The sequence below is a fragment of the Aliiglaciecola sp. 3_MG-2023 genome (assembly GCF_030548205.1).
GTDB lineage: Bacteria > Pseudomonadota > Gammaproteobacteria > Enterobacterales > Alteromonadaceae > Aliiglaciecola.
The window spans coordinates 1-13,103 of sequence record NZ_JAUORV010000001.1 but is presented as its reverse complement, the minus strand read 5'-3'; the positions used below and the strand labels follow the sequence as shown (position 1 = coordinate 13,103).

The window sequence follows — 13,103 nt, the reverse complement described above, 5'->3', positions numbered from 1 at the left end:
TTTTCTTAAATGAAATTGGATTAACAAAACTAGTGTAAAAGTTGAATTTTATGCTGATTTTATGCATGCTTATTAAAAACTAAAACTCACTTTTATGAGGTTAACTGCATAATTTAGCTATTTACCATTAAAATAGTGATTTTAACTGCGACATATTTATCTTGATTATGATGTTTAAATTGAATTATTTTCAAGTCTGCTGGACTAAGCATTAGCGTTATTTAAAGAGGTAGAAAATTCGATGCCATTTCCTGTTCACAAATTTAACGTGCGCGTCTACTACGAAGATACAGACGCAGGTGGTATCGTATATTATGCTAACTATTTAAAGTTTTTTGAGCGCGCAAGAACTGAATGGCTAAGAAGTTTTGGTATAGAACAACATAGTCTTTTGGAACAATCCGTGGGTTTTGTCGTCAAACGGGTGGAAATGGACAATATTGCAGCCGCAAAATTCGATGATTTTTTACAAATTAATACACAAATAATTGAATTAAAACGTGCTAGCATGTTGTTCCAACAACAAATAACAAATTCGAACAACCTAAGTTTGGTTAGTGCGAAAATCAGGGTTGCCTGTGTGGATCTTCAAAAGATGAAACCCATAGCAATCCCTGCGTTCATTTTAGGGGAAATCTCAAGTGTCATCTAATTTGTCATTCTTTGACCTGTTTTTGCAGGCAAGTCTTTTAGTTCAATTGGTAATGTTACTATTACTGGCAACATCTGTTGTGTCCTGGGCATTCATTTTCCAGCGGATAAAAGTGCTAAAGCAGGCAAAATCAGAAACCAAAAAGTTTGAAGATAAATTTTGGTCTGGTGTTGATTTAAATAAATTGTACCAAGAACTTTCTGCTCGCCAATCTGTGCAAGGTATGGGCAGCTTATTTTGTGCCGGGTTTAAAGAATTTGTGCGCTTACGAAAAGCCAGTGGTAGCTCTACCGAAGCGACAATGGAAGGGACATACAGAGCGATGCGTGTTTCATTGTCACGTGAAGTAGATCACCTAGAAGCAAATTTACCGTTTCTTGCCACAGCAGGATCCATTAGTCCTTACATTGGCCTATTTGGCACCGTTTGGGGAATAATGAACTCGTTTATCGCATTGGGTGAAGTGCAACAAGCTACCTTAGCTATGGTTGCTCCTGGTATTGCCGAAGCTCTTATTGCTACAGCCATGGGGCTTTTCGCTGCGATACCTTCTGTTATAGCGTACAACCGCTTTAGCAACCAAGTTGAAAAGTTAGAAAACAGTTACGGTAATTTTATGGAAGAGTTTTCTAGTATCCTCCATCGCCAAACCCTGTCACAACGAGCTGAGAGTGTTTAACGATGGTTGTGTACGAGCGTAAACGCCGACGTCCAGTCTCTGAAATCAACGTTGTACCTTACATTGATGTAATGTTGGTGTTGTTGATCATTTTTATGGTGACCGCACCGCTGGTAACACAAGGGGTAAAAGTCGATTTACCTAAGGCTGAGGCAGAGTCGTTACAAGATGACTCAAAACCGCCCATCATTGCATCGGTAAATGCCGATGGTGAATACTTCATCAATGTTGGGGATAACCAAGAAGATCCAATGTCAGCCACAGATTTGGCGGTAATTGTTGCCCAGCAAATCAAAAAAGAGCCGACTACTCCTGTTGTTGTAAAAGGCGACGGTGCAGTACCTTATGCCAATGTTGTGCAGTTAATGGTGCTTTTGCAGCGGGCGGGTGTGCCGTCAGTGGGTTTAATGACCGAGTCCCCTGAACAATAGGCTTTGCATGTTTAAGTTAAGCCCTATTTCTATCTCTATTGTTTTACATATTATCTTAGGCGGATTGCTGGCGATAAGTGTCGACTTCCATTCGCCTCCTAAACAGATTGATTTGAGTACCGCTACTTTTACGCCCATTGAAGCGACTGTGGTTGATCAAAAGGCAGTAAATGATCAACTCAAACGTATTGAACAGAAAAAAGAAGCTGAAAAGCAAAAAGAGCTGCAAAAAATACGCGATGCTCAAAGACGTAAAGCCGAAGCTGAACAGCGAAAACGTGACCTTGCAGCAAAGGAGAAAAAACGTAAAGAAGATGCCAAACGTCAGAAACAAGCTGCAGCTGAAGCCAAAGAAAAGAAACGCTTAGCTCAAGAGAAAGCGCAAAAAGAAGCGCAACAGAAAAAACAACGAGAGCTAGAACGTAAAGCGGCTGAAGAAAGAGAGCGTAAAGCCAGAGAAAAGCGTGAAAAAGAAGCGCAAGCAAAGAAAGAAGCCGAGCGCAAAAAACGAGAAGAAGCTGAGTTACGCGAACAGGAACGATTAATGCAAGAGCAGCTGGAAATGGAACAAGCTTCGCGGAATCAACAACGACAGCGCCAGGTTTTATCTGAAACAGAAAAGTATACTGCGTTGATCAATGCCAAAATTGATCAAAATACCTATAAGGATGATTCCATGAAAGGCAAGTCATGCCGAATTAACATTCGTTTGTCTTCGTCTGGGTTTGTCATTCAAATTCGCACCTTAGGCGGCGACAAAGTTGTCTGTGTAGCGGGCGAGCAAGCAATTCGACGGGCTGGGGAGCTACCGATGTCTTCAGATCCACAGGTTTACAATAATCTAAAAGATATAACTATTAACTTTGGTTTTTAATGAATGAATAAAATAAACAGTATTTTACTATCGCTCTTTTTCATCTGTTTCTCATTGGAGTCACACGCGACCTTGGAAATATACATTACCGAAGGCGTCAATAACGCCCGTCCCATTGGTATTGTTCCTTTTCATGTTTCTGCTGGAACTGTATTACCCAGTAGTATCGATGAAGTGGTTGCCGCAGACTTAACTCGCAGTGGCAAATTTTTCGCATTAAACCGTCAACAAATGCCCCAGTTACCCAAATCAGATAGCGAAGTGGATTACAGTGAATGGGCTGCATCGGGTGCTGAGGCCTTGCTTATCGGCCATGTTCAGCAACAAGGCGCTGATGAATTCAAAGTGAGCTTACAACTCCTTGACGTGATCCGTGGTCAAATAACCGGTGGTCAAACGCAAATGAGGAGCAATGGGCAATTAGTCACTAACCGTGATCATATACTGGACGAGTGGAGCTGGGTGATCAGTGGTGATGACTTTCGCCAATACGCCCATCGTATTAGCGACATAATATATGAGAAGCTTACCGGTGAAAAAGGGGCCTTTCTGACGCAAATTGCATACATTATTGTCAGAGACTCAGAAACCGAAGCTAAGCCTTTTCAATTAATAGTGGCAGATTACGACGGTAAGAATGAGAATGTTTTGTTGCGCTCCAATGAGCCACTTATGTCACCATCTTGGTCTCCAGATGGCAGAAAGCTAGCCTACGTGTCATTTGAGAACAAAAAACCACAGATATTTATTCAGGATATTTATACAGGCAGTCGTACTATGATCACCGACTTTCCTGGCATAAATGGTGCACCAACGTTTTCACCAGATGGAAATCAGTTGGCAATGGTTTTATCTAAAGATGGTAATCCAGAAATTTACGTGATGGATCTGGCCTCTAAGCGTTTGCGTCAGATTACCCGTAATCGCGCAATCGATACTGAGCCAAGTTGGTCTCCAGATGGTAAACATTTAATCTTTAGTTCAGAACGGGGTGGTAAACCTCAGATTTATCGAGTAAATTTAAATACAGGTAAAACTCGGCGGGTCACTTTTGAGGGAGATATGAACCTTGGAGGAACCTACACACCAGATGGCACTCAAATGGTCATGGTTAATCGTACCCGCGGAAATTACCATATAGCTAAGCAAGGCGTAGACTCAGGTGATATGTTGGTGTTAACGAAAACATTTCTAGATGAATCACCCAGTCTTGCACCGAATGGCAGTATGATAATCTATAGTACTTTGCACGAAGGCAGACAGGTATTATCATTGGTGTCACTTGATGGACGATTTAAGGCAAGGTTGCCGGTGTCAGAAGGGCAGGTTAAGTCACCTAGCTGGTCACCATTTTTGTAACATAAACTAAAAACTGTTAGAAATTTCGAAAACGAGAAGGAATAACGAAATGCAACTTAAGAAAGTATTAAAAGGTCTTGTGATTACTCTGCCATTGGTGACCGTTATGGCGTGTACTTCAACAGATAATGGTGTTGATGAAGCAGCAGCTAAAGAAGCCGCAGCAGCCCAAGCAGCAGCTGATCAGGCAGCAAGAGATGCTGAAGCTGAAAAAGCAGAAATCATGGCGATGCAGCAACGTGAACAAATGGAAGCTGAGCAGCGCGCTAAAGATTTGGCAACATTAGAGCAAGATCAAGTCGTTTACTTTGATTTTGATACGTCAAATTTGACCTCATCTGCACGTGCTATATTGTCTAAGCATGCTCAGTTTTTAGCAGCCAACCCAAGTCAATCAATTGTTATTGAAGGTCATTGTGACCGTCGTGGTACGCCAGAGTATAATATTGCTCTTGGTGAAAGACGCGCTAAATCAATACAAACATACCTGCTAAATGCTAACGTAAGTTCATCACAGATGTCTGTGGTTTCATATGGCGAAGAAAAACCTGTAGCAAATGGCACTTCTCAATCTGCTTTTGCACAAAATCGCCGCGGTGTTTTGGTATATCAATAGAATAGAGTCATTATGATTAAACGCATGAAAGCGATTAGTCTATTACTAGTATATGGAGCCGCAGTTAATGCGGCTCCTGCGCCTGTAACAGACTTAAACGATGGTTCCCTTACTAAACGTGTTGAAGTGTTAGAACGTATCTTAGATTCACGTACAGAGATGCAGCATCGAATACAGCAACAGTTAGATGAAATGCAAAACGAAGTCAGCGAAATGCGCGGTACTTTAGAATTGCATAATCATCAGCTTGAAAAGATTTTGGAAAGGCAACGTGAGCTGTACTTGGAAATTGATAAGCGCATCGCCGCTGTGAATTCTCAGACTACTCAGCAACAATCAACGGCCAATTCAACTACCAACAATCCTGTACAGCAACCTCAAGTAGACATGCCTGTTACTACTAATGTTAGTGAGAGTGATGCCTATGACCGCGCGGTTAACTTGATTTTGCGTGATAAGCAATATGATTTAGCCATTCCTGAGTTTCAGTCATTTATCAAAACCTACCCAAATTCCAGCTATGCAGCAAATGCTCACTATTGGTTGGGGCAATTGTTGTTCAATAAACAGCAATGGGAAAGTGCGGCAGAACAATTCCAAATTTTGGTCAGTGGCTATCCTGATTCATCAAAACGTGCAGATGCATTATTCAAATTAGGAGTGGTTGAACAACGCAGAGATAATTTGGCAAGAGCAAAACAATTGTTTGAACAAGTTTTGTCTGAGTACCCAGATTCTGCTTCCAGTCGTCTGGCTAATTCTCGTTTAAGTGCAATGAATTAATTCTCAAATAGACAATTTAGACCCTAGTTTGAAAAATAATTTGAATTAATTTTAGAGTCGAAAGCGGTATAAATCAGTTTTATGTGAACATAAATCATACCGTTTTTGCTCCCCTTGCTTAGTTTTTCATCGAAAAGACAATTAGTTTAAAAATAACTTCATATTTAGGTTGCACCCACAAGATATTTGAGTATTATATGCCGCCGTTGCAGGAGGTCTGTAACAAAACTGAAAAAGGGTCGTTAGCTCAGTTGGTAGAGCAGTTGACTTTTAATCAATTGGTCGCTGGTTCGAATCCAGCACGACCCACCAATTTCAGTTTAGAATAAATAATCCCTCCGGGGAGGACAGGAAGTCCAAAATAATTCAGTACAATATTTACTGAATTAGTAAGAAGCTTCAATAGATGGGTCGTTAGTTCACTCGTCCGAAGGATTGGTAGAGCAGTTGACTTTTAATCAATTGGTCGCTGGTTCGACAAAACTGTAGGGAACAGTTTTGAACATGCGCAGCATGGCCCCGAAGGGGTGGAGGACAGGATGTCCGGAATAATCCAGCACACATTGCTGGATTCATAAAAAGCTTCAATAGATGGGTCGTTAGCTCAGTTGGTAGAGCAGTTGACTTTTAATCAATTGGTCGCTGGTTCGAATCCAGCACGACCCACCATCTTATTAGTATCCTCAACGTTAAATTCCTAAACATCCAAATTCAAAACATCACGCAAGTCGTGCAGGATGAGAACCAGCCCGTTCGACAAATTGTCGGGAACAATTTGTACAGCCGCAGGCTGCCCGAAGGGTGGAAGGCAGGATGCCTGGAATAAATCCAGCACGACCCACCATCTTATTAGTATCCTCAACGTTAAATTCCTAAACATCCAAATTCAAAACATCATGCAAGTCGTGCAGGATGAGTTGTAGGCGGTGGCTTTAGCCCCGTACTCCTCGTCCCGCGTCCCGCGTCCGCGTTAATTAATTCCATATTCACGGCCTAAAGACCGTGCTACAGGTGTGGGTTGGATGTATTGTCATCCACGGCTTGTAGGCGGTGGCTTTAGCCCCGTACTCCACGTCCCGCGTCCGTGTTAATTGATTGCACATTCACGGCCTAAAGACCGTGCTAGAGGTGGGTGGTGGATAGATTGTCGTCCACGGCCTGCAGGCGGTGGCTTTAGCCCCGTACTCCGCGTCCCGCGTCCGCGTTATTTGGTTGCATATTCACGGCCTAAAGACCGTGCTACAGGTGGGTGTATTGTCGTCCACGGCCTGTAGGCGGTGGCTTTAGCCCCGTACTCCGCGCCGCGTCCCGCGTCCGTGTTGTTTGATTACACATTCACGGCCTAAAGACCGTGCTACGGGTGTGGGGTGGATAGATTGTCATCCACGGCATGTAGGCGGTGGCTTTAGCCCCGTACTCCTCGTCCCGCGTTAATTGATTGCACATTCACGGCCTAAAGGCCGTGCTACAGGTGGGTGTATTGTCATCTACGGCCTGTAGGCGGTGACTTTAGCCCCGTACTCCGCACCCAGCGTCCCGCGTCCGAGTTAATTAATTCCACATTCACGGCCTAAAGACCGTGCTACAGGTGGATGGATTGTCATCTACGGTCTGTAGGCGGTGGCTTTAGCCCCGTACTCCTCGTCCCGCGTCCCGCGTCCGCGTTAATTAATTCCATATTCACGGCCTAAAGACCGTGCTACAGGTGTGGGTTGGATGTATTGTCATCCACGGCTTGTAGGCGGTGGCTTTAGCCCCGTACTCCGCGTCCCGCGTCCGTGTTAATTGATTGCACATTCACGGCCTAAAGACCGTGCTACAGGTGGGTGTATTGTCATCCACGGCCTGTAGGCGGTGGCTTTAGCCCCGTGCTCCGCGTCCCGCGTCCGCGTTATTTGGTTGCATATTCACGGCCTAAAGGCCGTGTTACGGGTGGGTGTATTGTCATCTACGGCCTAAATACCGTGCTACGGGGGCGGCTATGAGACGTTTGCTGATGTATTAGCTCACAGGCTAGATTAATGGCTAAACCTCGTTAGATGAGTGTACAAGCCCAAGTGGTTAGATTGTTTTGGTTACTAGGAATAAACTAAACCGGTAATAGTGGTTGAGCTGTGCCGTTAAGCGCAACCCTCAATAAATAAAACGGCAGGGTAACGGCCTAATCTGAAACTGCTGACTTTATCTTGGTACGTTTCGAAAATAAGACCGTTGCCATTGTCTAAAGTCACTTCTAAATACTCGCCTGCTTCACCAAGATAAGGGTGCACAGAAACTTTTACGTCTTTGTAAGCCCCAACAACATCCGCTTTAGATGAACCTATTCCAATCCCTTCTTGAGTGGTTATTTTTGAGCTTTGCTCATCCACCTCAAAACGTTCCACGGTTCCATCTAAAACCATAATATAGGCTCCGTCGAAATCAGCGGGCGGAATTAAATAAAAACAGGACTGAGCTTCATCATATGAGCTTTTTTCTGGATAGTAATTTTTGAGAAGCTCCAGAGCCTTGTCACCATGGGAGCCGAGTTTTACACCGGCATATTCATCGAGAGTAAAATGATTGGCAAAAGCCACTTGGGACATCAGTAAGCAGATTAATAAGGTAATGCGCATATTCATTCCGTAAACACAAATGCAGTTAAATTAAATCGATATTACAACGATATTCGAAGGTTTAGAAACCAATTAAGTACATGATACTACTTAAATGTTGAGTCAAAATGAGGCAATCAAATATTAGGTTAAACGGAGTTTTTCTTTCAGTTCATCTTTATAGCGTCGCGACAAATTCAAGGTGTTCCCCGATTTCAATGTAATCTTGCCATCGCCACTGGGCTGATATTGAATATTGTCAATGGCTGCTAAATTCACCGCAAAACTGCGGTGGATGCGGCTAAAACCTTTGTCATTTAGGCGCGACGTGGTGTCATTTAAAGTGCCACGTAAGGGGTAGATACGCCCTTGTTTGTGCAAATTCACATAGTTCCCTGCAGATTCTAACCATTCAATTTCATCCACTTTGACCAGAAACTCTTTATCGAGCTTCTTAACTAATAAGAAATCTGGTGCTGCGGCGGGCGAGGGCGCTGATATAGTGTCGGCTTCTGCAGATACAGGTTCTTCTTGGTTATTAACCAAACTCGCTTCACCTTTGAGGCGGGCGTACAATGACTGCATCACTTGATATAGGAGCAGCCAGAACACATAACCCCACGCATCTTTGCGGTATTCGTACCAAAATTCACGCAACCATGGGGAAAAGTCATAATTTCCACCTTCCAAAAAATAGATCCACTCTCGAAACATCACCATCAATCCCACATGGGCTGCGGAAAAACAAATGGTGATCAAAAAGTGGATAAAAAGTTGCCGACCCAGATGGGCAAACCGCAATGGCAAACGACGAAAAAACTGGAATATAACAGGCAACAAAATGAGGGTGCTCAAAGCACTAGAATATTCCCATACATAAGGTTCCCATATTTGAATTTGTACATCACTCGAACGATTATGTTCCATCCAGACACTAGAGGCATTAATGCTGTTGTTGATCAGTAGATAAGCCGCGATAAACAAATAGCTATACAGGTATCTATGTTGATCGAATTTTTCAAACCACGTTGATTTTTGTTTATCCCGTAAATCCACCGCTTATCCCTTTTGCCCTTCGAATGGTCATTATGCTCTGTTTTTATTGAAGTTTTAGGTTGATGCTAAGTCATCCCATTTATTCCATAAGAATCGAGACCCAAGCATGACACAAATATCCTCACCACGTCGATATGATATCGATTGGCTACGAAATTTAGCGTTTTTAATTCTGATTTTTTATCACATTGGTATGTACTATGTTTTTGATTGGGGTTGGCATATCAAAAGTGAACATACTTTCCGTTGGCTACAAGAGGTGATGATACTCACCAATACTTGGCGTATGTCACTGTTGTTTTTTATCAGTGCGATGGCATTGTCTTTAATCGAAAAACGGTATTCCATCGGCAGTTTGATGAGGCTCAGAAGCAACCGTTTACTGGTACCACTCATATTTGGCATGTTTGTGATTGTTGCGCCTCAGGTATATATCGAGGCCCGGGCTCAGAACTTAGTTTCAGAGGGGATGTGGACGTTTTGGTTGGAATATATCAATCCCAATACAGATTTATTAAAAGAACACCAGTCGATTATTGGTTTACTCACCTGGAATCACCTTTGGTTTTTACCTTACTTGTGGATTTACAGTTTGCTCATACTGGCGATTAGGCCATTGCTCACAAAGGCCATCGGCTCGGGTGTTGTTCAAAATATGCCGTTTAGTGCCGCCTTTGTCTGCATTGTTTTAGGGTTATTGCTAGTGTATTTAACGCTACGTCTTGCTTATCCTACCACCCATGATCTCATCAGTGATTGGTATAACCACGGGAAGTATTTTCTGATCTTTGTGTTTGGCTATGTCTTTGTCCAACAGTCTTGCTGGTGGAATACTGTGATTAACAAACGTCGTTGGTTTTTAGGGATGGCGATTTTAGGATATTTATTTATTGTTGCTGACCGAAATGATGGTTTTACCTGGTTGGCTGAGCAATACGAAGGTTCACTGTTGGTTCGTGGCATTTACGGCAGTATTTTTATTATCAATATGTGGGCATGGATATTGACGTTGATTGGTTACGGAGGGCGCTATTTAAACCGTCAAAATAAACTGATTACCTACGCTAATAACGCTGTTTTGCCTTGGTATATGTTCCACCAAACCCTGATTGTTATGTTTGCGTGGTATTTTAAACCCTATGGTTTGCCCACTTTTATCGAGTTCATTGTAATATTGCTCGCCACTATGGTTGGTTGTGGTTTAGGCTACGAAATAGTAAAACGCACCCCCATCACTAGATGGTTATTTGGCCTAAAACTAAATAAATCATAAAAATACTGTAAATAAAAATACTGGGTTTTTCATTCGTTTGTAATAATTGTATAATACGCGGACATCTTAACCCTGTTTATAAGAGACCATGATGACGCAGGTGAATCGTATTGATTCTATTGATTACCCATTTCCGGCAAAACCAGAAGTACTAAATGCAGCACAAAACGCTTTTTACACTGATGAAATTAAACGTTTATTAGTTGAAAAAAACGCCGTTCTTGTTGCCCATTATTATACTGATCCTGAAATTCAAGCACTGGCTGAAGAGACCGGTGGCTTTATTTCAGACTCATTAGAAATGGCGCGCTATGGCCGTGATAGTGACGCACAAACCCTTATCGTCGCGGGTGTGAAGTTTATGGGGGAGACCTCAAAAATCCTCAGTCCACAAAAAACCGTGTTGATGCCAACGCTAGACGCCACTTGTTCGTTAGATTTAGGTTGTCCAATTGATGAATTTAGTGCGTTTTGTGACGCTCATCCGGATCACACAGTCGTGGTGTATGCCAATACTTCCGCAGCCGTTAAGGCCAGAGCTGATTGGGTAGTTACCTCGAGTATTGCCCTAGAAATTGTTGAACATTTGGATGCCATGGGCGAAAAAATCCTATGGGGTCCGGATCGTCACTTAGGCGCCTACATTGCAAAACAAACCGGTGCTGACATGTTGATGTGGCAAGGCGAGTGTATTGTGCACGACGAGTTTTCTGCCAAAGCCCTCAATGATATGAAGCATCTGCATCCCGATGCAGCTGTATTGGTGCACCCTGAGTCACCCGCAAGTGTAGTTGAGATGGCTGATGCCGTAGGTTCAACCACCCAATTGATTAATGCCTCTCAAAAATTAGATAACGAAAAATTCATCGTTGCCACTGACCGAGGCATTTTTTACAAGATGCAGCAATTGGCACCGAATAAAACATTTTATGAAGCCCCAACTGCTGGCAATGGCGCGACCTGTAAAAGCTGTGCCCACTGTCCGTGGATGGCAATGAATGGTTTAAAAGCTGTTTATGATTCGTTGATGGATAATAGTGGACACGAAATTTTTGTAGACGAAAACCTCAGACAAAAAGCCCTGGTGCCGCTAAATCGTATGCTCGATTTCGCCGCAGAATTAAAAATGAAAGTAGCCGGCAACGCCTAAACTGTAGTCGGCGGCTTCAGCCCCGAGAGAGGGATATCCACAACCTGTAGTCGGGTGCTTCAGCCCCGAGAGAGGGATATCCACAACCTGTAGTCGGGTGCTTTAGCCCCGAGAGAGAGATATCCACAACCTGTAGTCGGGTGCTTTAGCCCCGAGAGAGGGATATCCACAACCTGTAGTCGGGTGCTTTAGCCCCGAGAGGACGAATTGTCCCCCCATGGCCTAAAGACCATGCTACAGGTAACGTTGTAGTCGGCGGCTTTAGCCCCGAGAGAGGGATATCCACAACCTGTAGTCGGCGGCTTCAGCCCCGAGAGAGGGTGTTGTCACCCCATGGCCTAAAGACCATGCTACAGGCACCGTTGTAGTCGGCGGCTTTAGCCCCGAGAGAGGGATATTCACAACCTGTAGTCGGGCGCTTCAGCCCCGAGAGGACGAATTGTCACCCCATGGCCTAAAGACCATGCTACAGGTAACGTTGTAGTCGGCGGCTTTAGCCCCGAGAGCGGGTATTGTCATCCAATGGTCAAAAGACCATGCTACCGTTCAAAATCAAAAAATAGGATTACATTATGGTCGATTTAAGTCAGTACAAAGGGATCGTTTTTGATATGGATGGCACCATAATCGACTCTATGGGAACCCATGCCACGGCGTGGCAAAAAACCTGTGAAATCTTTGATATTCCCTGTGATGGAGACTTTATTTACTCCCTAGGAGGTGTTCCAACGCGGGAAATCGTGAAAATTCTAAATGAAAAATATGGATTGGACCGAGATTTAGACCAAGTTGCCCAAAAGAAACGTGAAATTTGGCTAGGTCTAGACGAAACCCTAACGGTTATTGATGATACGTTTCAGATTATGCAACGCTACGAAGGTAAACTTAAAATGGGCGTGGGAACGGGCGCAGATCGCGAAAATGCATTGCGTATGTTATCGGAAACCGGATTGCTGGATAGATTAGAAACCGTTGTCACCTCATCCGATGTTACCTACGGCAAGCCCCATGGTGAGACGTTTCTAACGGCGGCTAAGAATATGGGATTAGCTGCGAATGAATGTGTCGTATTTGAAGACACTAAAATAGGCAAACAAGCAGCAGAGCACGCTGGCATGGACTGCATCATGGTCATAAATGGAAAAGTGCAACATCCTTGATTTTTGAACAAGTATTCATCACTTATCCTAAACTCTATGAAATAACGGCAGATAATAGCCCTACAAACGCCAGATTATTGATTTTTCTACTTGCTTACAGACGCGTATTTCCCTAACATACGCACCCGTCGTCAAGGGATGTCAGATTTATGACTGAATTTCGAAAAACGGTAACGATTTAAAAGTTTTTTCAGAGGTGGGTGAAGCCGGCCTCTTTAGGTGCGAAGCACCGCCCGGCTGAACGGCAGGACATGGATGTACGGACTGGGTGCCGATCATCATGGATGTGTTAACTCTGCGATATATTCGAAGAGTAATTTAAAAGTTTTGGAGAGGTGGGTGAAGCCGGCCTCTTTAGGTGCGAAGCACCGCCCGGCTGAACGGCCGGACATGGATGTGCGGACTGGGTGCCGATCATCATGGATGTGTTAACTCTGCGATATATTCGAAGAGTAATTTAAAAGTTTTGGAGAGGT

At 43.6% G+C, this 13,103-nt stretch carries 12 protein-coding genes and 3 tRNA genes; 13 read left to right on the top strand and 2 right to left on the bottom strand.

What is annotated here, in order from left to right:
• Nucleotides 1-241 precede the first annotated feature (241 nt).
• The 10 genes from ybgC (at nt 242) to Q4574_RS00030 (ending at nt 6,063) form a co-directional block, all read left to right on the top strand.
• Nucleotides 242-652: a tol-pal system-associated acyl-CoA thioesterase gene (gene ybgC, locus Q4574_RS00075; RefSeq protein ID WP_303470051.1), complete on the top strand. Its 411-nt coding sequence runs from the start codon at nt 242-244 to the stop codon at nt 650-652.
• Entirely contained in the window at nt 642-1,331 is a 690-nt protein-coding gene (gene tolQ / locus Q4574_RS00070) for a protein TolQ (RefSeq protein WP_303470049.1), read from the top strand. Before ybgC ends, tolQ begins: the two co-directional genes overlap by 11 nt.
• Before the next feature lie 8 nt (nt 1,332-1,339).
• A complete protein-coding gene (gene tolR / locus Q4574_RS00065) occupies nt 1,340-1,762 on the top strand; it encodes a protein TolR (RefSeq protein ID WP_303470825.1) in 423 nt (140 codons plus the stop codon).
• A 7-nt stretch (nt 1,763-1,769) separates the two neighbouring features.
• Nucleotides 1,770-2,636 carry a cell envelope integrity protein TolA gene (gene tolA / locus Q4574_RS00060; RefSeq protein WP_303470047.1) on the top strand — a complete coding sequence of 289 codons (867 nt, stop codon included), beginning with the start codon at nt 1,770-1,772 and terminating at the stop codon, nt 2,634-2,636.
• Nucleotides 2,637-2,639: 3 nt separating this feature from the next.
• On the top strand, nt 2,640-3,995 hold the full coding sequence (gene tolB / locus Q4574_RS00055) for a Tol-Pal system beta propeller repeat protein TolB (RefSeq protein WP_303470045.1): 1,356 nt from the start codon (nt 2,640-2,642) through the stop codon (nt 3,993-3,995).
• A 49-nt stretch (nt 3,996-4,044) separates the two neighbouring features.
• Nucleotides 4,045-4,611, top strand: a complete 567-nt coding sequence (pal, locus tag Q4574_RS00050) for a peptidoglycan-associated lipoprotein Pal (protein ID WP_303470043.1) — start codon at nt 4,045-4,047, stop codon at nt 4,609-4,611.
• Between the two features lie 12 nt (nt 4,612-4,623).
• Nucleotides 4,624-5,394: a tol-pal system protein YbgF gene (gene ybgF / locus Q4574_RS00045; protein ID WP_303470041.1), complete on the top strand. Its 771-nt coding sequence runs from the start codon at nt 4,624-4,626 to the stop codon at nt 5,392-5,394.
• A 236-nt stretch (nt 5,395-5,630) separates the two neighbouring features.
• Nucleotides 5,631-5,706: transfer RNA gene (locus tag Q4574_RS00040), tRNA-Lys, on the top strand.
• Nucleotides 5,707-5,802: 96 nt separating this feature from the next.
• Nucleotides 5,803-5,915 (top strand) — tRNA-Lys (locus tag Q4574_RS00035).
• Nucleotides 5,916-5,987: 72 nt separating this feature from the next.
• Nucleotides 5,988-6,063, top strand: a tRNA-Lys gene (locus tag Q4574_RS00030).
• A 1,451-nt stretch (nt 6,064-7,514) separates the two neighbouring features.
• Here the strand turns inward: Q4574_RS00030 and Q4574_RS00025 are convergent.
• Nucleotides 7,515-8,009, bottom strand: a complete 495-nt coding sequence (locus tag Q4574_RS00025) for a hypothetical protein (RefSeq protein WP_303470039.1) — start codon at nt 8,007-8,009, stop codon at nt 7,515-7,517.
• Between the two features lie 123 nt (nt 8,010-8,132).
• On the bottom strand, nt 8,133-9,044 hold the full coding sequence (locus Q4574_RS00020; RefSeq protein WP_303470038.1) for a LytTR family DNA-binding domain-containing protein: 912 nt from the start codon (nt 9,042-9,044) through the stop codon (nt 8,133-8,135).
• A 106-nt stretch (nt 9,045-9,150) separates the two neighbouring features.
• Between Q4574_RS00020 and Q4574_RS00015 the strand changes: the two genes are divergently transcribed.
• The 3 genes from Q4574_RS00015 (at nt 9,151) to Q4574_RS00005 (ending at nt 12,627) form a co-directional block, all read left to right on the top strand.
• Nucleotides 9,151-10,317, top strand: coding sequence for an acyltransferase family protein (locus Q4574_RS00015; protein ID WP_303470036.1), 1,167 nt, complete (start codon nt 9,151-9,153; stop codon nt 10,315-10,317).
• A gap of 91 nt (nt 10,318-10,408) precedes the next feature.
• Nucleotides 10,409-11,467, top strand: coding sequence for a quinolinate synthase NadA (gene nadA, locus Q4574_RS00010; RefSeq protein ID WP_303470033.1), 1,059 nt, complete (start codon nt 10,409-10,411; stop codon nt 11,465-11,467).
• A gap of 572 nt (nt 11,468-12,039) precedes the next feature.
• The gene (locus Q4574_RS00005; RefSeq protein ID WP_303470031.1) at nt 12,040-12,627 is read left to right on the top strand and encodes an HAD family phosphatase; all 588 of its coding nucleotides are present in this window, start codon (nt 12,040-12,042) and stop codon (nt 12,625-12,627) included.
• Nucleotides 12,628-13,103 lie beyond the last annotated feature (476 nt).

Excerpts from the sequence above, each read along its gene's own strand:
- tolA (WP_303470047.1), top strand. The coding sequence starts at position 1,770 with ATGTTTAAGTTAAGCCCTATTTCTATCTCTATTGTTTTACATATTATC.
- Q4574_RS00015 (WP_303470036.1), top strand. The coding sequence starts at position 9,151 with ATGACACAAATATCCTCACCACGTCGATATGATATCGATTGGCTACGA.
- Q4574_RS00025 (WP_303470039.1), bottom strand. The coding sequence starts at position 8,009 with ATGCGCATTACCTTATTAATCTGCTTACTGATGTCCCAAGTGGCTTTT.
- Q4574_RS00005 (WP_303470031.1), top strand. The coding sequence starts at position 12,040 with ATGGTCGATTTAAGTCAGTACAAAGGGATCGTTTTTGATATGGATGGC.
- ybgC (WP_303470051.1), top strand. The coding sequence starts at position 242 with ATGCCATTTCCTGTTCACAAATTTAACGTGCGCGTCTACTACGAAGAT.
- pal (WP_303470043.1), top strand. The coding sequence starts at position 4,045 with ATGCAACTTAAGAAAGTATTAAAAGGTCTTGTGATTACTCTGCCATTG.
- ybgF (WP_303470041.1), top strand. The coding sequence starts at position 4,624 with ATGATTAAACGCATGAAAGCGATTAGTCTATTACTAGTATATGGAGCC.
- nadA (WP_303470033.1), top strand. The coding sequence starts at position 10,409 with ATGACGCAGGTGAATCGTATTGATTCTATTGATTACCCATTTCCGGCA.
- tolB (WP_303470045.1), top strand. The coding sequence starts at position 2,640 with ATGAATAAAATAAACAGTATTTTACTATCGCTCTTTTTCATCTGTTTC.